The following is an 18,294-nucleotide window of genomic DNA, read 5'->3' as shown; positions in this document are numbered from 1 at the left end:
ACATGGCACAGATACCGAAAGAGCAGCAGACCGCATTCCAGCGCTGGGAAATGAAGTCCTTTGGCGACTTCCGCCCCAGTGCCGTGGCCGCGCGCGAAGCCGAAGCGGCCGCCCAGGCTGCCCTGGCGCCGCCGCCGGTGCATGCCGAGGCCGAGCAGGAACACTACCTGGAGCAGGAACCGCCGCCGCCCGACTACCCTACCGAGGAAGAGCTGGCCGCCATCCGCGAGCAGGCCCGCATTGACGGCTACGACAAGGGCTATGCGGCCGGTCACGCCGAGGGCCATGCGGACGCCATCGCGCTGGGCAAGGAAGCCACCGACCTGGAGCTGGCGCCGCTGCGCGAGCTGGCCGGCAACTTCAGCACTGCGCTGCAGGACGCCGACCAGCTGATCTCGGCCGACGTGCTGGAACTGGCGCTGCAGCTGGCCAAGGGCATGCTCAAGCAGTCGCTGCAGGTGAAGCCCGAGCTGATCCTGCCCATCGTGCGCGAAGCCATCGAATACCTGCCGGTGCTGCAGCAGCCCGCGCTGCTGATGCTCAACCCGGAGGACGCGAAAACCGTGCGCGAAGGCATAGGCGAGGAGCTCGACAAGGGCGGCTGGCGCGTGATCGAGGACGCCCAGATCGAACGCGGCGGCTGCAAGATCGACACCGCCAGCAACCAGATCGACGCCCAGGCCTCGGCCCGCTGGCAGCGCCTGACCTACGCGCTGGGCAAAGACGTGAGCTGGCTGGACTGACATGGGCGCCGCCTCGCAACCCAACCTGCATGCCGGCCGCTGGCGCGCCTACCTGAACGACTGCGCCGCGCTGACCGAGTTCGTGGAGCCGATGCAGGTGTCCGGCCGCGTCACGCGCGTGGCCGGGCTGGTCATGGAAGCGGTGGGCCTGCGCCTGGCCGTGGGCGCGGCCTGCACGGTGCCGCTGCCCTCCGGCGGCAAGGTGGAGGCCGAGGTGGTGGGCTTTGAAGGCGACCGCCTGTTCCTGATGCCGCAAAGCGACGTGGAAGGCATTGTGCCGGGCACGCGGGTGTTCCCCATCGAACCGACCATTCCCCGCCCCGGCAGCGTGGCCCATCCGCGCCGCCGCCCCAGCGACCGCGCGCGCCACCTGCCGGTGGGCCCCGAGCTGCTGGGCCGCGTGCTGGACGGCGCCGGCCGCCCGCTGGACAACCTGGGTCCGCTGCACACCACGGAAAGCGCCCCCATCAATGTGCGTCCCGCCAATCCGCTGGGCCGCGCGCCCATCGTGGAAACGCTGGATGTGGGCGTGCGCTCCATCAACGCCATGCTGACCGTGGGCCGCGGCCAGCGCATGGGCCTGTTCGCCGGCTCCGGCGTCGGCAAGTCCGTGCTGTTGGGCATGATGGCGCGCTACACCGAGGCCGACGTGATCGTGGTCGGCCTGATCGGCGAACGCGGCCGCGAGGTGAAGGAATTCATCGAGCAGATCCTGGGCGAGGAAGGCCTGGCGCGTTCCGTGGTGGTGGCGGCCCCGGCCGACACGCCGCCGCTGATGCGCATGCAGGGCGCGGCCTATTCCACCGCCATTGCCGAGTATTTCCGCGACCAGGGCCAGAACGTGCTCCTGATCATGGATTCCCTGACCCGCTACGCCATGGCGCAGCGCGAGATCGCGCTGGCCATCGGCGAGCCGCCCGCCACCAAGGGCTATCCGCCGTCGGTATTTGCCAAACTGCCCATCCTGGTGGAACGGGCCGGCAACGGCGAAATGGGCGGCGGCTCGATTACCGCCTTCTACACCGTGCTGACCGAGGGCGACGACCAGCAGGATCCGATCGCCGACTCGGCGCGCGCCATCCTGGACGGCCACATCGTGCTGAACCGGCGCCTCGCCGAGGCCGGCCATTACCCCGCCATCGACATCGAGCAGTCGATCAGCCGCGCCATGCACTCGATCACCTCGCACGAGCACCAGACCCGCGCGCGCCACCTGAAACAGCTGTTCTCGCGCTATGAGCGCAGCCGCGACCTGATTGCCGTGGGTGCCTACAGCCCGGGCAGCGACCCGGTGCTGGACCAGGCCATCAGCTTGCACGAAAGTATCGAGCATTTCCTGCAACAACAGATCACCGAGCGCGTGGACATGCTTGAGAGTTTGGGGCAATTGTCCGCTCTGTTCGATTGATTGACTGCCGGCCCGGACGCCTATAATGAACCATCATGGCCTCCCAATCTCAACTTGAAACGCTGATCGAATTGGCCCGCCGGGAAACCGACGACGCCGCCAAGCGCCTGGGCGTCGCCCTGAAGGCGGTGGCGGATGCCGAGGAAAAGCTGAACATGCTGGTGGGCTACCGCGACGAATACGGCAAGCGCTTCGAGGCCAGCCAGCTGGCCGGCATCACACCCATGGCGTACCGTAATTTCCAGGCCTTCATGGAGAAGCTGGACAATGCGATCAAGGGCCAGGAGGAAGTGGTGCGGCACAGCCAGCGCAGGGGAGAGCAGGAAAAGAGCACCTGGCAGGACGCCGAACGCAAGCGCATGTCCTACTCCACGCTGAACGACCGCGCGCAGGCGCAGGCGCTCAAGCTGGAAGCCAAGCGCGACCAGAAGGCCATGGACGAACACGCCGCAAGGCAAGCATTTTATAAACGTTGATCTAGCTACCACACCTACGGCGCCACCATGCAGACACCGCTCATCACGACCAACACCGGCACCGGCGCGAACAGCGCCCCTGCGGCCAAGGCCACGTCCGCTGCGCCGGACAACCAGTTCCAGCAAGCGTTGACCCGCCAGATCGAGCAGCGCCAGGCATGGGCGCGCCCGGCAGCGCCCGCCGGCGCCGCATCGTCCACGCGCTCCAGCCAGACCCAGGCAAAGGCGGCTCAGCAGCAGAACGCTTCCCGCAACGCGGCCGCCAGCCAGAACCAGCAAGCGCGCGCAGCCGAGCAGGCCAGGCAGGCGGCCGCGCAGCAACCTGCCGAAGCGCCCGCCGCGCCCGCCCCGCCCGCCCCCAATGCCCAGGCCAACCCTGCCAGGGCCGGCGACGGCAAGCCGGCTGGCGCGGCAGACCAGAATGCCCAGACCGCCCGAAGCGCTGATAGCACGGCGCCGGACGCGGCCGGCGCGACCGGCGCACAAACCGACGCACAAGCCGGCGCCGATGCCGGCAAGGGCGCGGCCGATGCTGCGGCGGATACCGCAGCCGCCGACGCGGCCGCCTGCGCTGCCGCAGCCGAAGCAGCCGCAGCGCAGGCGGCCGATCCCATGGCCGCCATGCTGGCCATGATGGCCGCCTTCAACCAGCCAGCAGCAGTAACCGACGGCGAGGCCGGCGCCATGACGGGCGCTTCCGCCGACGCGCTGGCAGGCCACCAGCCGGACGGCGGCGCCAGCGATGCTGCAGCAGCCGCCGCGCTTGCCGCCCTCGCCGCCGACAGCACCAGCGACGCAGCCGATGCCGCCACGGCGGACGGCGCCCTCGCCCTGAGCGCCGAAACCGCCGCCGGCGGCACCGGCGCCACGCCAGACGACGCCGCCATCAAGGCCGCGCTGGAAGCGGCAGCCCAGGCCGCGTCCAAACAGCACGCGAACGCGCAGGACCGCGCCGCAGCAAGCGGCACCGGCCAGGACGCCGAAGCGGGTGCCGGCCGCGCCCAGGCCGTGCCGGACGGCGCCCTGGCGCAAACCGGCCGCGCCCAGCCGGACGCCGGCGGCCAGCCTGCCGCCGCGCGTGACGCCAGGGCCGACTTTGCCGCCCTGCTCAAGGATGCATCGCCGGCCGCGCAGCCCACCGTGGCGCCCGCCGCGCAAGCCCAGCTAGCCACCACGCAGGCCGCCGCGGCCAGCCCCGCCGCGTCCAGCCAGTTGCAGGCGCGCGTCGGCACCACCGCCTGGGACCAGCAGGTGGGCCAGAAGGTCATCTGGATGGTGGGCGGCGGCGAGCAGAGCGCCACGCTGGAACTGAACCCGCCCGACCTGGGCCCGCTGCAAGTGGTGCTGAACGTGTCGAACGACTCGGCCAGCGCCAGCTTCACCTCGGCCCAGCCGGAAGTGCGCGCCGCGCTCGAAGCGGCCATGCCGCGCCTGCGTGAAATGATGAGCGAGGCCGGTATCCAGCTCGGCAACGCCACCGTGTCGGCCGGCATGTCGGATCAAAACAACGGCTCCGGCCAGGCCGGCGCGGCGCAGCAAGGCGGCGGCCGCGGCAACCGGGGCGGCGTCGCCGGAGACGGCGGCAGCGACGATGGCGCGCCTGTTGCGCCCGCGCCGCGCCAGCGCACGCTCGGCATGGTCGATACCTTCGCCTGACCATTCTGACCGGCACGCAAGGCGTGCCATAATGGCGACATGATCCACTTCAGCTGCAAGGGTAATCTTGAAAGCGAGTCCAAAATTGAAAGCGGAACCTAAAGCAGAGGCTGCCGCGCCGGCCAACTCCAAGAAGCTGGTCGTCATCCTCGGCCTGGTGGCCGTGCTGGCGGCTGCCGGCGGCGGCGGGGCCTGGTTCATGCTGAAAGGCGGCGGCGAGGACGCGCCGGTCAAGCACAAAAAATCCGCGCCCAAGGCCGGGCCGCCGGTGTACGTCACCATCGAGCCGTTCACCGTCAACCTGCAGCCGGAAAACGGCGAGCAATACCTGCAGCTGGCGTTCACGCTGCAGGTGAGCGGCCTGGAGGAAGTGGAAGTCATCAAGAACAACATGCCCAAGGTGCGCAGCCGCCTGCTGCTGCTGTTGTCGAGCAAGAAGGCGTCCGAGATCAACACGCCGGAAGGCAAGCAGCAGCTGAGCGCGGAGATCATGGAACAGGTGCGCGCGCCGTTCGAAGAGCGCGGCCCGCAGCAGGACGTGACGGAAGTGCTGTTCACTTCCTTCATCATTCAGTAACCAGTGTTAGCAAAGCCCAACCAGTAGAAAGCCATGGCTGATAATTTTCTCTCCCAGGAAGAAGTTGATGCCCTTTTAAAGGGCGTCAATGGCGACCAGGACGACGCCGCGGCGCCGGAAGAAGTCGCGGGAGTCAGAACCTATAACCTGGCGACCCAGGAGCGCATCGTCCGGGGCCGGATGCCGACGCTCGAAATCATCAACGAGCGCTTCGCGCGCCTGCTGCGCGTGGGCCTGTTCAACTTCCTGCGCCGCAGCGCGGAAGTGTCGGTGGGTTCGGTGCGGGTGTCCAAGTACAGCGAATTCATCCGCAACCTGGTGGTGCCGACCAACCTCAACCTGGTGCACATGAAGCCGCTGCGCGGCACCGCGCTGATGGTGTTCGATCCAGGCCTGGTGTTCCTGCTGGTGGACAACCTGTTCGGCGGCGACGGCCGTTTCCACACCCGCGTCGAGGGGCGCGACTTCACCCAGACCGAGCAGCGCATCATTTTGCGCATCCTCGATATCGTGTTCGAGGCCTACACCAAGTCCTGGGAACCGGTGTATCCGGTGGAGTTCGAGTACATCCGCTCGGAAATGAATACGCAGTTCGCCAACATCGCCACGCCGAACGAGGTGGTGGTGGCGTCCACCTTCACGGTGGAGCTGGGCTCGGTGTCCGGCCAGATCCACTTCTGCATGCCGTACTCGATGATCGAGCCGATCCGCGACGCGCTGACCTCCTCGCTGCAGGGCGAGGCGCTGGAAGTGGACAAGCGCTGGATCCGCCTGATGACGCAGCAGATCCAGATCGCCGAAGTGGAACTGGTGGCCTCGCTGGGCACGGCCAAGGTGTCGTTCGACGAAATCCTGAACATGCGCGTGGGCGACATCATCCCGCTCAATATTCCGGCCAGCATAGAAGCCACCGTGGACGGCGTGCCCGTGCTGGACTGCACGTACGGCGTGCTGAACGGACAGTACGCGCTGAAGGTAGAGAAACTGCTGGCGAACGCCGATAATACGAAGTAACGAAGTAACTGGAGAGAAACATGTCGGATAATCAAGACGATCAAAGCTTGGATGATGATTGGGGCGCCGCGATCGCCGAGCAGGCCAAGGCGGAAGCCGAAGCGCTGCAGAACCAGCAAGCCGCGCAGGCGGCCGTGTTCCAGGACTTTTCCAAGCAGCCTTCCAAGACCGAGACCCACAACGATATCGATTTCATCCTCGATATCCCGGTCCAGCTGACGGTGGAACTGGGCCGCACCAAGATCGCCATCAAGAACCTGCTGCAACTGGCGCAGGGCTCGGTGGTGGAACTGGACGGCCTGGCCGGCGAGCCGATGGACGTGCTGGTGAACGGCTGCCTGATCGCCCAGGGCGAGGTGGTGGTGGTGAACGACAAGTTCGGTATCCGCCTGACCGACATCATCACGCCGTCCGAACGTATCCGAAAACTCAATAAATGAAGCCTGCTTTCCCGTTTGCCGCGCCGGGGGCTGCGCTGGCCGCCCTGGCCGCAGCCGCCCTGCTGGCCGGCGCACCGGCGCTAGCGGCGCAAACCGCCTCCGGTTCGATTTCTTCCGCCAGCAAGCCTGCCGTCCCGCCTGCTATCCCGCCGGCCGACCCGGCCGCCCTGCCCGCCGCTGCCGCGCAAGCGGCCAGCGCCGCAGCCGCCGCCACCACAGGCACGGCGGGGACTGCCGGCACGGCCGGCCCTCTCGGCGCTTCCGCTCCTGCGGCGGCCCAGCCCGCCGCGCCCACTGCCGCCGGCCCCGCGTCCGGCACCACTGCACCGGCCACATCGGCCACCCCGGCCGCCACGCCCGAACAGCAAGCCGCGCTGGCCGGCGCGCGCCCGGCGCCTAGCACCATCGATCCGGCGCAGGCGCCCACCGCCACCGGCAGCCTGCTGACCACCATCTTCTCCCTGATCCTGGTGCTGGCCCTGCTGGTCGGCTTGGCCTGGCTGCTCAAGCGCTTCGGTCCGAAAACCATTACCGGCGGCGCCAACGTCAAGCTGGTCGGCGCGCTCAGCGTCGGCGCGCGCGAGCGCATCCTGGTGGTGGAAGTGGGCGAACACTGGATCGTGGTGGGCGCCTCGCCCGGCCGCATGAACGCACTGGCCACGCTGCCGCGCCAGGAAAATGCGGCCGGCTTCGACATGGCGGCCAACGGCGCGTCCGCCCTACCCGGTGGCAACTTCGCCGAATGGTTCAAACAGACGATAGAAAAACGTAATGGCAAATAAGCAAGGCAAGTCCGCCGCTGTCCTGAAGTGCCTGCTGGCGGCGGGCCTGGCGGCCGTGCCGCTGTGGGCCGGGGCAGACCCGACCATTCCGGCCTTCACGGCCACCCCGGCCGGCGGCGGCGGCACCAACTACGGGCTGTCGCTGCAGACGCTGATCCTGATGACGGCGCTGACCTTCATTCCGGCCGCGCTGCTGATGATGACCAGCTTCACCCGCATCATCATCGTGCTGTCGCTGCTGCGCCAGGCCATGGGCACCCAGTCCGCGCCGCCCAACCAGGTGATGGTGGGCCTGGCGCTGTTCCTGACCCTGTTCGTGATGGGCCCGGTGCTCGACAGGATCTACGGCGAAGCCTACCTGCCGCTGCAGGAAAGCAAGATCACCATGCAGCAGGCGCTGGAAAAAGGCGCCGCCCCGCTCAAGTCCTTCATGCTCAAGCAGACCCGCCAGGCCGACCTGGCGCTGTTCGTCAAGCTGTCGCGCACGCCCGCCCTGCAGGGGCCGGAGGACGTGCCGCTGCGCGTGCTGATTCCCGCCTTCGTCACCAGCGAACTGAAGACCGCGTTCCAGATCGGCTTCGCCATCTTCATCCCCTTCCTCATCATCGACATGGTGGTGGCGTCGGTGCTGATGTCGATGGGGATGATGATGATGTCGCCCGCCGTCATTTCGCTGCCCTTCAAGCTGATGCTGTTCGTGCTGGTGGACGGCTGGCAGCTGCTGATCGGCTCGCTGGCCCAGAGTTTCTACTAGAGAGGAGCGCGCATGACACCCGAAAGCGTCATGACCATGGGCCGCGTCGCCATGGAAGTCACCCTGATGGTGGCCGCGCCCATGCTGCTGGTGGCGCTGGTGATCGGCCTGGTGGTGTCCATCTTCCAGGCCGCCACCCAGATCAACGAAGCCACGCTGTCCTTCATCCCCAAGCTGGTGGGGGTGTTCGTGGCGCTGGTGGTGGCCGGGCCGTGGATGCTGTCGGTCATGCTCGACTATATGCGCAACGTGTTCACAGGCATCCCCGGCCTGGTCAATTAGCGATGGCGCGACTGTGATCACGCTCTCCACTGCCGACATCAACACGTGGATCGCTTCCCTGCTGTGGCCGCTTACCCGCATCCTCGGCCTGATCACGGCCGCACCCGTGTTCGGCAACCGCAGCGTGCCCACCACCGTCAAGGTGGCGCTGGGCGTGCTGCTGGCCATGGTGATCGCGCCCACCGTGCCGGCGGTGCCCGCCGCCGATCCGATGTCCTATGCCGGCCTGCTGATCCTGGTGCAGGAAATGCTGGTGGGCGTGGCCATGGGCTTCACCTTGCGCGTGGTGTTTGCCGCCATCGAGATGGCGGGCGAAATCAGCAGCCTGACCATGGGCCTGGGCTTCGCCACCTTCTTCGACCCCAACACCCAGGGCCGCTCGTCGGCCATCAGCCAGTTCCTGGCGCTGGTGGCCACGCTGGCCTTCCTGTCGGTGAACGGCCACCTGGTGCTGCTGTCGGCGCTGGCCGAAAGCTTCCAGACGCTGCCGGTGTCCGGCGTGCCGATTGCCGGCGGCGGCTTCAAGTCGGTGGCGGACTGGGGCGGGCGGGTGTTCAGCGCCGGCATGCAACTGGCCCTGCCCATCGTGGCGGCGCTGCTGATCACCAACGTGGCGCTGGGCATCCTGACCAGGGCGGCGCCCCAGCTGAACCTGTTCGGCATCGGCTTCCCGATTACGCTGGGCATCGGCTTCCTGGTGCTGGCCACGACCTTGCCGTACATGGCGACGCCGCTGGAGAAACTGTTTAACCAGGGCATAGAGAGCGCGCGGCAATTCCCGCGCAACTGGGCCGAGCGCGAGCCGCGGCCGCCGGCGCAACCGGCGGCGCGGACGCCGCCAGCGGCGCCGCCGCGCACGCTGAATCAGCCGATGTAATTGAAGAGCGAGAGCCCGGTCAGCGTCTTGTACGACTTTTGCGCCGCTTCCAGGTTGATCTGCTGCTGGGTGAACAGGGAGATGGCCTGGATGGTGTCCACCTCGGTCAGGTTGGACAGGGTGGTGGCGTACTGGATGTTCAAGTCCTCGCCCGAGCTGTCCAGGTAGTCCAGCTCCTTCATGCGCGCGCCCACCGAGGCGCGCACCGCCAGCAGGTTGTCCGAGGCATTGTCGATGCTGGAATTGACCTGGTTCAGCACATTGGTCAGGCGCGCCTGCCCGGCCGCACCCTCGCCGTTCTGGCGCAGCGCCTTCAGCATGTCGGTCATGGTTTCAAACACGGACTTCTGGTCGCTCGGGTCCACGCTGAACGTGTCCAGATCCGCCGGGTCGCCCTTGATCTCGAACTGCAGGCCGTCGAAACTGATGCTCTTGCCGCTGGTGTAGGGAATCGGGTCGGCCGGGTCCGGCGCGGGCGGCACCGGCGTGCCCAGCGTCAGGTCCATCACGGTATAGGTGGTCACCTTGGGCACGCCCGGGGTGGCCGGCACCACCGTGAAATTGATGGCGTACTGGTGGCCGGTCAGCGCGCTGGGGTCCGTCACGGCGCCCGGGGAAATGATGCCGGTGCCGCCGCGGTCGTAATTGGCCGGGTCCGCGCCGGTCTTGAAGCGGCCGTTGCCGGTAGTGTTGTTCTCGAAAATGGCGGTGCCCGAATCGCTGATGCTGATCTTGCGCGAGGAGCCGACCTGCAGGGTGCGCTCTCCCTGGTCGCCCTGGTAAGTGGCGCCGGTGCCGTTCAAGGTGAAGGGAATGCTGTCCTTGAAGCCGGAGAAAATGTAGCCGCCCGAGCCATCGGCCGTGTTGGCAATGCCCAGCAAGTCCTGCAGCCGGCCTTCCAGTTCCACCGCGATGGATTCGCGGTCCTTGTTGGTCAGCGAGCCGGCGCCGGCCTTGACCACCAGCTCCTTCACGTCCTGGTACAGCTGCGTGGCCGAGGTCAGGGCCACCTCCTCCTGCGACAGCGACGAGCGCGCGTTGGAGCGGTTGGTGGCCAGCTGGGTATTGATCGACTGCGACTGCGTGACTTCCAGCGCGCGCGCCGAGGCGATGGGATCGTCTGCCGGGGTCAGCACGCGGCGGCCGGTGGCCAGCTGCTGCTGGGTCTTGGCCAGCGAAGACTGCAAGGTGCCGAGCTGGCCCACGCCGTTGTCGAAAATGGTTTTGGAACTGATGCGCATGCTCATGATGACTCTTCCTTAATTGCCCAGGCTCAGCAGCGTGTCGAACAGGGTGCTGGCGATCTGCATGACCTTGCCGGACGCCTGGTAAGCCTGCTGGTAGCGCAGCAGGTTGGCCGCTTCCTCGTCCAGGTTGACGCCGGACACGCTTTGCTGGGCATTGCTGGCCTGCTTGACGGCCGCCTCCGCCGCGCTGGCGCCGATCAGCACTTCGCTGGTCTTGTTGCCGACGAAGTTGACCATGGACGCGTAGGCGCTCTGGAAGGTGGTCTTGCCGCCGTTGAGGATGTTCTTGGCCTGCAGGTCGCCCAGCAGCGCGCCGTTGCGGTTGTCGCGCGTGCCGCCCGTGTTGGGCGCCACCGTGAAGGTGTCGCCGTTGGCCGGTGTGCCGCTGATGGCGATGTTGACGCCGCCGAAGCTGATGCTGGCGCCGTCCGTGTACGGCACGTTGGTGCCGGCCGGATACGTGGTGCTCACGCCGCCGGCCGTCACCACCACGTCCTGCCCCGCCGGGAAGCCGCTCAGCTCGCCGGTTGCGGAATCGAAGGTCAGCGTGACCGGCGCGGTCAGCGCATTGCCGGGCGTGAGGTAGTTGGCGTCCACCGTGCCGGGGGTGATCTTGCCGCTGCCGGTATTGGCCAGCGGTGCGTTGGTGACGATGGGTGCGGCCAGCGCGATCTTGCCGACGTCGGTCAGCGCCACCTTGAAGTCGGAAGCCGCCTGGAAGGTCGGGCGGATCTGGAAATGGTCGCCCGCCTCGGGCGTGCCGCTCAGCGTGTACTCCACGCCGTCCACCATTTGCGGGCCCGTGGTTTGCGGGTAGGTCAGGACGGTGGCCTGGCCGTCCGAGGCGCGCGTGAGCACGTAGTTGGTGCCGTCGAAATTGAGGTCGTAGTCGCTGGAGGTCAGCGCGCTGGCGTCCTTCACCACGCCGGTCACCACCGCCGTGCTGATGTCGGAATTGCGGCTGTCTACGCCGATATAGGCGTTGATGTCGGAAAAGAAGTTGCCGCCCAGCGCGCCGTTGCGGTCCTGGCCCAGCTTGTGCTGCGCGTTGAAACTGGCCGCCAGGCCGGCCGCCACCATGCCCAGCTCGTTCTGCGCGCGGTCCAGCGCGCCGCTGCGGAATTCCAGCAGCCCGCCCAGCTGTCCACCGCTCAGCGCGCCTTCAGGCAGCGGCGAGATCTGGTTGCCGGTGGAATAGCCCACCGTCACGCGGCTGACGTCGGTCAGCGAGCGGGTGGTGGCCAGCTCGAAATTGCGGTTGCCGATCACCAGCGGCTGGCCGGTGCCGATGGACACCGTGAGCGTGTTCGAGTCGCCCTTGACCACATTGACCTTGACCAGCTTGTTCAGCTCGCTGATCAGCTGGTCGCGCTGGTCCAGCAAGTCGTTGGGGGCCTTGGACGGGTCCACCGTCAAGCCGGCGATGTCGTTGTTCAGCTTGCCGATCTGCTCGGCGTAGGAATTGATCTGGGTGACGGTGGCCGTGATCTGGCTGTTGACGCCGTCGCTGATCTCGTTGAGGCGGTCGTTCAAGCCCTGGAAGCGCGCCGCCAGGGTATTGGCGGAGGACAACATGGCGCTGCGCGACGCGTCCGTGGCGGCGTTGGCGGTGGCGTCCTGCACGCCCTTGAAGAAGTCCTGCAGGGCCGGCGACAGGCCCGAGGTGCTGTCGGCCAGCAGGTTGTCGATCTGGCTGACCTGGGCGTAGAAACTGTTCAGGCTGGCAGCATTGGTTTCCGCGCCCAGCAGCTGCTTGGTGAGGAAATCGTCGTACTGGCGCTTGATCTGGCTGACTTCGGTGCCGGTGCCGATGAAATAGCCGCCGCTGCCCTGCGGCGTGGTATTGGACTGGACCACGGTCTGGCGGCTGTAGCCGGGCACGTTTGCATTGGCGATATTGTGCCCGGTCGTGGACAGGCCGACCTGCGCTGCCAATAAACCGCTTTTGCCGATGCTGAGGAGACTCATGGTGTATGACTTTCGATATATGGTTAGTCTACGGCAGCGGCCGCCAAAACTTGAAATTCGCGGGGGCAACAGTGTGCCATTCCTTGCCGTTTACGCAAGGGATTGCTTGATAATCCGGGTCAGTTTGCTGGCGTACTGCGGGTCGGTGGCGTAGCCGGCTTTCTGCAGGCCGTGCGCAAACTTGCTGGCATCGCCGGCGCTGGCCAGCACTTTTTCATAGCGGGGGTTATCAGTAAGCAACTTCGCGTAGTCCTTGAAACTGTCCGCATAGCTGTCATAGGCGCGGAAACGCTCGACCCGCTGCTGCGGCTTGCCGTTCACATATTCGGTGGTGACCGCGTCCACGGTCTTGCCTTTCCAACCCGGGCCGGCCTTGATGCCGAACAGGTTGTGGCTCTCGCTGCCATCGCGGCCCTTGATCTCGCGCTTGCCCCAGCCGCTCTCCAGCGCGGCCTGGCCCAGCATGAACTTGGCCGGGATGCCGGTGGCCTTGCTGGCCTCGTCGGCGTGGCTGCCCAGCTTGGACTGGAAGGCGCGCACGTGGGCCGCCTGCGAGCCCTTGCCGCTGTCCATGGCGGCGGCGCTGCCGCCGGGCACGCCGGACTGGGCATCGGTCCTGGCGGCGGCCGCCGCGCCGCCGGCCGCCTCGATGGCGCGCTGCAGCTTCGCCGCCACCGCCGCGCTGGCCACGTTGCCGGCGTTGCGTATGCCGGAGGCGTCCGACGCCGCAGGCTCGGCGCCCAGCGCCAGCGCCTGCTCGTTTTGCTTGGACAGCTGGCGCACCAGGATGTCGGACAGGCCGACGCCCTTCTTGGCCAGGTTCTGGCTGGTCTGCTGGTCCAGCATGGACGTGAACATCTTGGTCTGCTGGTTGTCCAGCATGCCCTCGCCGGGCGACGCTTCGCGCATGCTTTTCATCATCATGTTGATGAACATGGCTTCGAACTGGGTGGCTGCGCCCTTGAGCGCCTCCGGCGAGCCGGCGTTGGCGCCCTTGCGCAGCGCGCCGGCGCTCTTGACGTCGGCGGCCAGGGAATTGCTCAGGTCGTTCGAGGCGGGGACCGTGCTTGGGCTCTGGCGTATCATGGCCGCGTCCTCAAATGATTTCGAGCTCGGCGCGCAGCGCGCCGGCGGCCTTCATCGCCTGCAGGATGGCCAGCAAGTCCTGCGGCGTGGCGCCGATCGCGTTGAGCGCCTTGACCACGTCGGCCAGCTGGGCGCCGCCCTTGAGCAGCATCACCTTGCCGGCATCCTTCTTGATGTCGATATTGGCGTTCTGTGTGACCACGGTCTGGCCGCCGGACAGCGGGCCGGGCTGGCTCACCTGCGCGTCGGTCGAGACCGACACGGTCAGGTTGCCGTGCGAAATGGCGCAGGTTTCCAGCGCCACGGCCTGGTTCATCACCACCGAGCCGGTGCGCGCGTTCATGATCACCTTGGCCGCCATCTGGGCCGGATTGACCTGCAGGTTCTCCAGCGTGCCGATGAAGGCCACGCGCTGGTCGCTGCTGGAGGGCGACTGCACGCGGATCACGCGGCCGTCCAGCGCGTAGGCGATGCCGGCGCCGAACTTGTCGTTGATGGCGTCCACCACCCGGCTGGCGGTGGAAAAATCGGTGGTGTTCAGTTCCAGACGGATCTGGTTGCCCTCGCCCAGCGCGCTCGGCACGGCGCGCTCGACCGTGGCGCCGCCGGAGATGCGGCCCACGCTCAGGTGGTTCACCACCACCGAGGTGCCGCCCGACTGCGCGCCTACGCCGCCCACCAGCACATTGCCCTGCGCCATGCCATACACCTGGCCGTCCGCGCCCTTCAGGGGCGTCATCAGCAGGGTGCCGCCGCGCAGGCTTTTCGCATTGCCCATGGACGAAACCGTGACGTCCATCAGCTGGCCCGGCTGGGCGAAGGCCGGCAGCGATGTGGTGACCATGACGGCTGCCACGTTCTTCAGCTGCAGGGTGTTGGCGGCAGGCAGGGTGATGCCCATTTGCTGCAGCATGGACATCACGGTCTGCACCGTGAACGGGGTCTGGGTGGTCTGGTCGCCGGTGCCGTCCAGGCCGATCACCAGGCCGTAGCCCATCAGCTGGTTCTGGCGCACGCCGGCCACGCTGGCCAGGTCTTTCAGGCGTTCGGCGTGCGCGGCCGGGGCGGGGCCTGCCAGCAGGCACAGGGCGGCCACGGCGGCGGCCAGGAGTCGGGTAGTATTTTTCATGATCAGAACGGCAGTACGCTGAGGAAGAAGCGGGCCGCCATGGAATTGATTTCCGCGCGGTCGATCTTGGCGCTGGTGCGGTATTCCACGCGCGCGTCCGCCACGGCGGTCGAGGCCACGGTGTTGCCGCTGCCGATGGTGTCCGGGTTGACCATGCCGGAGAAGCGGATGTACTCCACACCCTTGTCCAGCGCGATCTGCTTCTCGCCCGCCACGATCAGGTTGCCGTTCGGCAGCACCTCGACCACGGTGGCGCCCATGGTGCCGGTAAAGGTGTTGCTGGCGCTCTGGCTGGCGTTGTCGGCGAATTTGTTGTCGGCGCTGGCGGTGATCTGGCTGCCGAAAGTGCCGGCCAGCTGGCCCGGCGCCTTGAAGTTGACGCTGCCCGACTTGCCGCCGGCGCTGGCGCCGTTCTTGCCGGCCGAGGTGCGCTCGGTGATGACGATGTTGATCACGTCGCCCACCAGGCGCGCGCGGCGGTCCTCGAAATGCGGGCGGTAGGCCTGGGCCTGGAAGATGGCGCCGCTGGTGGGCGCGGTCATCTGCGCCTGGGTCAGCGGGCGCGCGGTGGTCTCGCCCTGCACGATGGAGGTGGGCGCGGTGCCGCAGCCGGCCAGCGCCAGCAGCAGTGCCATGGTTGCGGTTGCGGTGGTGTTCATGGCGGCTCCTTACAGCTGCGACAGCTTGGCCAGCATCTGGTCCGAGGTGGTGATGGCCTTGCTGTTGATTTCGTAGGCGCGCTGGGTCTGGATCATATTGACCATCTCCTCCACCACGTTGACGTTGGAGGTTTCCACGTAGCCCTGCAGGATCACGCCGGTGCCGTTGGTGCCGGGGGTGTTGTTCTGCGCCGCGCCGGAGGCGCCGGTTTCCACGTACAGGTTCTCGCCCTTGGACTCCAGGCCGGTGGGATTGATGAAGGTGGACAGCTGGATGCTGCCGATCTGCTGCGGCGCGGTCTGGCCCGGCAGGGTGACGGAGACGGTGCCGTCGCGGCCCACGGTGATGCTGTTGGCGTTGATCGGGATGGTGATGGCCGGCTGCAGCACGAAGCCGCTGGAGGTCACCATCTGGCCGTTGCTGTCGCGCTGGAAGGACCCGTCGCGGGTGTAGCCGGTGGTACCGTCGGGCAGCAGCACGTTGAAGAAGCCGTTGCCGTTGACCATCAGGTCTTTATCGTTGCCGGTGGCCTGTGGATTGCCCTGGGTATGGATGCGCTCGATGGCCACCGGGCGCACGCCGGTGCCGACCTGCATGCCGGACGGCAGCTGCGTCTGCTGCGACGATTGCGCGCCGGGCTGGCGCACGTTCTGGTACAGCAAGTCCTCGAACACCGCGCGCGATTTCTTGAAACCGTTGGTGCTGACGTTGGCCAGGTTGTTGGAAACCGTGTCCAGCGCAGTCTGCTGCGCTTCCATGCCGGTCTTGGCTATCCACAGCGATCGTATCATTTGCTCTCTCCCATAATGGCCGTGGCAGCCAAGGCTTTTTCCACGTCACCATTATGCAGGGGGCAGCGTTAAGTCAAAGCGAGGATCTGGGTGGCTTTCGCGGCGTTATTCTCGGCATTCTTCAGCAAGCTCATTTGCGTTTCGAACTGGCGCCCCAGGGAAATCATGTTGACCATGGCGTCCACCGGGTTGACATTGCTGCCCTCCAGGGCGCCGTCCACCAGGCGCACGTTCACGTCCGGCGCGGCCGGCAAGCCGCTGGCCTGGCGGAACAGGCCGTCGCTGCCGCGCTCCAGGCCGCGCGTGTCCGGATTGACCAGCTTGATGCGCCCCAGCACATTGGCCGGGCCGGGCTTGGTCTGGCTGGTGTCGATGGCGCTCACGGTGCCGTCGGCGGCAATCGCCACCTCGGTTTGCGGCGGGATCGCGATGGGGCCGTTCTCGCCCATCAGAGTCTGGCCGCTGGTGGTTTGCAGCAAGCCGTTCTCGCTCACCTTCAGGCTGCCGTTGCGGGTGTAGGCTTCGGTGCCGTCGGCCGCCTGCACCGCCATCCAGCCGTCGCCGCGCAAGGCCACGTCGAGCGCGCGCCCGGTGGTCTGGATCGGTCCGGCGCGGAAGTCCGCGCCCACCGTGGAATCGACCACGAAGGTGCGCGTGGGCAGCCCCTCCGACTGCACCGGCACCGCGCGGAACGAGTCCAGCTGGGCGCGGAAGCCGGTGGTGGTGGCGTTGGCCAGGTTGTTCGACGTGGTGGCCTGCTGCTCCAGGATATGCCTGGCGCCGGTCATGGCGGTGTAGACGAGGCGGTCCATGGCTAGCTTCCTTTTTTAATTAACGCAGGTTGACCAGCGTCTGCAGGACCTGGTCCTGGGTCTTGATGGTCTGCGAGTTGGCCTGGTAGACGCGCTGCGCGGTGATCATGTTGACCAGCTCGGCCGTCAGATCCACGTTCGAGGTTTCCACCGAGGCCGAGCGCAGCTGGCCGTTGGCGCCGGTGCCCGGCGTGCCCACCTGCGGCGTGCCCGATGCCGAACTTTCCGACCAGGCATTGTTGCCCAGCGGAGTCAGGCCGTCCGGGTTGGCGAAGGTAACCAGCACGATCTGGCCCAGCGGACGCGACTTGCCGTTGCTGTACTGGCCCAGGATCACGCCGTCGGCGCCGGCCGCGAAGCGCTCCAGGTGACCTGACGAGTAGCCGTCCTGGGTGGACGCCTTCTCGCTGGTGGCGGTGCCGTACTGGGTGGTGCCGGTGAACGAGGTTTCAATCACCAGTGGCTCGATCGAGCCGGTGTCCGGGAAGATCGGCAAGGTGATGTTGAACGGCAGCGTCTGGGCCGGGGTCAGCGCGGCCATGGCGGTGGTGCTGATCGAACCCTTCTGGTCGAACACCAGGGTGCCGACCTTGCTGGCGGGCGCGCTGATGGCGGCGGCCAGCGCCGCATTGATCTTGTCCGGGCTGGTGCCGACAATGGCTCCCACGTCGGTGGGGGCGGTGAAGGCGGCAGTCAGCCTGTCGCGCTGGGCCTGGGTGGCGTTCGGCAACGCGTCCAGCTCGGCGAACATCAGCGCGCCGGCGGCGGCCGAGTAGGCAGTGTTGGCGGCGGCGATCGCGGCCGGGTCGCCGCTCTGCACGGCAGCCTGGTAGTCCGCGCGCAGCGGCTTCAGGGTGGCGTCGTTGTTGACCACGGCAGCCACCGCCGCCGCCGCCTGCTCGACGCCGTCGCTGGCAACGTAGACGTCCCAGGTGTTGGCGTCGGTCTTGACGTAGAAGGTGGACATCACGTGCGCGTTACCCAGGCTGTCGTACACGTCCAGCACGGTCTGCTTGTTGTAGGTCAGCGGGTCGAGCGCGTTGAACGGCACTTTCTCCGGCACCTTGCTGCGCGAATCCAGGTTCAGCTCGAAGTTGGCCTTGGTGGTTTCCACCGGCACCAGGTCGGCGGTGTCGATCTTGATCGGGCCGGGCGCGCCCTGCAGCACCACGCCGTCCTTGGTCACGGGATAGCCGGTCAGCGCATTGCCCTGGGCGTTGATGATGGTGCCGGTCTTGTCCAGCTGGAACTGGCCGTTGCGGCTGTACTGCACGCCGCCGCTGGGCGTGGTGGTGCGGAAGAAGCCGCCGCCGTTGATGGAGATATCCAGCGGATTGTTGGACGTTTCGATATTGCCCTGGGTGAACTGCTGCGCCAGGCGCGACACCGACACGCCGATGCCGGCGTTGTTGCCGCTCACGCCGTTCAGCGAGTTGGCGTACAGGTCGGCGAATTGCGCTTGCGAGCCTTTGAAACCCACGGTGCTGGCGTTGGCGATGTTGTTGCCGATGACGTCCAGCGATTTGGCTGCGGCGTTCAGGCCGCTGAGTCCTTGTTGGAACATGATTTCCCCTATGCGGTGGTGGGTGACA

Annotated in this window: 19 protein-coding genes; 11 read left to right on the top strand and 8 right to left on the bottom strand. The window is 67.0% G+C overall.

Features of this window, described 5'->3' with window-relative positions; all coding sequences use genetic code 11:
- Positions 1–2: 2 nt before the first annotated feature.
- The 11 genes from ASC94_RS10350 to fliR all read left to right on the top strand — a co-directional run bounded on the left by ASC94_RS10350 (position 3) and on the right by fliR (position 9,009).
- Positions 3–743, top strand: a complete 741-nt coding sequence (locus ASC94_RS10350) for a flagellar assembly protein FliH (RefSeq protein WP_056393982.1) — start codon at positions 3–5, stop codon at positions 741–743.
- 1 nt (position 744) lies between these two features.
- The gene (gene fliI / locus ASC94_RS10345) at positions 745–2,151 is read left to right on the top strand and encodes a flagellar protein export ATPase FliI (RefSeq protein ID WP_056393980.1); all 1,407 of its coding nucleotides are present in this window, start codon (positions 745–747) and stop codon (positions 2,149–2,151) included.
- A 35-nt stretch (positions 2,152–2,186) separates the two neighbouring features.
- Positions 2,187–2,627 (top strand): flagellar export protein FliJ, encoded by a 441-nt coding sequence (gene fliJ, locus ASC94_RS10340; RefSeq protein WP_056393978.1) that lies wholly within the window; start codon positions 2,187–2,189, stop codon positions 2,625–2,627.
- Between the two features lie 27 nt (positions 2,628–2,654).
- Positions 2,655–4,283, top strand: coding sequence for a flagellar hook-length control protein FliK (locus tag ASC94_RS10335; protein ID WP_056393976.1), 1,629 nt, complete (start codon positions 2,655–2,657; stop codon positions 4,281–4,283).
- Positions 4,284–4,368: 85 nt separating this feature from the next.
- On the top strand, positions 4,369–4,860 hold the full coding sequence (gene fliL / locus ASC94_RS10330; protein ID WP_056393973.1) for a flagellar basal body-associated protein FliL: 492 nt from the start codon (positions 4,369–4,371) through the stop codon (positions 4,858–4,860).
- Between the two features lie 33 nt (positions 4,861–4,893).
- On the top strand, positions 4,894–5,874 hold the full coding sequence (gene fliM / locus ASC94_RS10325) for a flagellar motor switch protein FliM (RefSeq protein ID WP_056393971.1): 981 nt from the start codon (positions 4,894–4,896) through the stop codon (positions 5,872–5,874).
- Positions 5,875–5,894: 20 nt separating this feature from the next.
- A complete protein-coding gene (gene fliN / locus ASC94_RS10320) occupies positions 5,895–6,314 on the top strand; it encodes a flagellar motor switch protein FliN (protein ID WP_056393969.1) in 420 nt (139 codons plus the stop codon).
- Complete coding sequence (gene fliO, locus ASC94_RS31670; RefSeq protein WP_082616385.1) at positions 6,311–7,096, top strand: flagellar biosynthetic protein FliO; 786 nt, start codon at positions 6,311–6,313, stop codon at positions 7,094–7,096. Before fliN ends, fliO begins: the two co-directional genes overlap by 4 nt.
- Entirely contained in the window at positions 7,086–7,850 is a 765-nt protein-coding gene (fliP, locus tag ASC94_RS10310; RefSeq protein ID WP_056393967.1) for a flagellar type III secretion system pore protein FliP, read from the top strand. Before fliO ends, fliP begins: the two co-directional genes overlap by 11 nt.
- Before the next feature lie 12 nt (positions 7,851–7,862).
- Positions 7,863–8,132 (top strand): flagellar biosynthesis protein FliQ, encoded by a 270-nt coding sequence (gene fliQ / locus ASC94_RS10305; RefSeq protein ID WP_056393965.1) that lies wholly within the window; start codon positions 7,863–7,865, stop codon positions 8,130–8,132.
- Positions 8,133–8,145: 13 nt separating this feature from the next.
- Positions 8,146–9,009 carry a flagellar biosynthetic protein FliR gene (fliR, locus tag ASC94_RS10300; protein ID WP_056393963.1) on the top strand — a complete coding sequence of 288 codons (864 nt, stop codon included), beginning with the start codon at positions 8,146–8,148 and terminating at the stop codon, positions 9,007–9,009.
- Here fliR and flgL read toward each other — a convergent pair.
- From flgL to ASC94_RS10260, 8 genes are all read right to left on the bottom strand, one after another.
- Complete coding sequence (flgL, locus tag ASC94_RS10295) at positions 8,997–10,250, bottom strand: flagellar hook-associated protein FlgL (protein WP_056394992.1); 1,254 nt, start codon at positions 10,248–10,250, stop codon at positions 8,997–8,999. The two genes, fliR and flgL, sit on opposite strands and share 13 nt — an antisense overlap.
- 18 nt (positions 10,251–10,268) lie before the next feature.
- Positions 10,269–12,224 (bottom strand): flagellar hook-associated protein FlgK, encoded by a 1,956-nt coding sequence (flgK, locus tag ASC94_RS10290; protein WP_056393961.1) that lies wholly within the window; start codon positions 12,222–12,224, stop codon positions 10,269–10,271.
- A gap of 90 nt (positions 12,225–12,314) precedes the next feature.
- Entirely contained in the window at positions 12,315–13,310 is a 996-nt protein-coding gene (gene flgJ, locus ASC94_RS10285) for a flagellar assembly peptidoglycan hydrolase FlgJ (RefSeq protein WP_056393959.1), read from the bottom strand.
- A 10-nt stretch (positions 13,311–13,320) separates the two neighbouring features.
- Entirely contained in the window at positions 13,321–14,439 is a 1,119-nt protein-coding gene (locus ASC94_RS10280) for a flagellar basal body P-ring protein FlgI (protein WP_056393957.1), read from the bottom strand.
- A gap of 2 nt (positions 14,440–14,441) precedes the next feature.
- Complete coding sequence (locus ASC94_RS10275) at positions 14,442–15,098, bottom strand: flagellar basal body L-ring protein FlgH (RefSeq protein ID WP_056393954.1); 657 nt, start codon at positions 15,096–15,098, stop codon at positions 14,442–14,444.
- Positions 15,099–15,107: 9 nt separating this feature from the next.
- Complete coding sequence (flgG, locus tag ASC94_RS10270) at positions 15,108–15,890, bottom strand: flagellar basal-body rod protein FlgG (protein ID WP_025595540.1); 783 nt, start codon at positions 15,888–15,890, stop codon at positions 15,108–15,110.
- A 68-nt stretch (positions 15,891–15,958) separates the two neighbouring features.
- Entirely contained in the window at positions 15,959–16,702 is a 744-nt protein-coding gene (gene flgF, locus ASC94_RS10265; RefSeq protein ID WP_056393953.1) for a flagellar basal-body rod protein FlgF, read from the bottom strand.
- Between the two features lie 19 nt (positions 16,703–16,721).
- The gene (locus tag ASC94_RS10260; protein ID WP_056393950.1) at positions 16,722–18,266 is read right to left on the bottom strand and encodes a flagellar hook protein FlgE; all 1,545 of its coding nucleotides are present in this window, start codon (positions 18,264–18,266) and stop codon (positions 16,722–16,724) included.
- Positions 18,267–18,294 lie beyond the last annotated feature (28 nt).

The sequence above is a fragment of the Massilia sp. Root418 genome, from assembly GCF_001425265.1.
Classification (GTDB): Bacteria; Pseudomonadota; Gammaproteobacteria; order Burkholderiales; family Burkholderiaceae_D; genus Rugamonas.
Note: the sequence above shows the minus strand (reverse complement) of the source record. Positions and strands in the feature narration are given on the sequence as shown.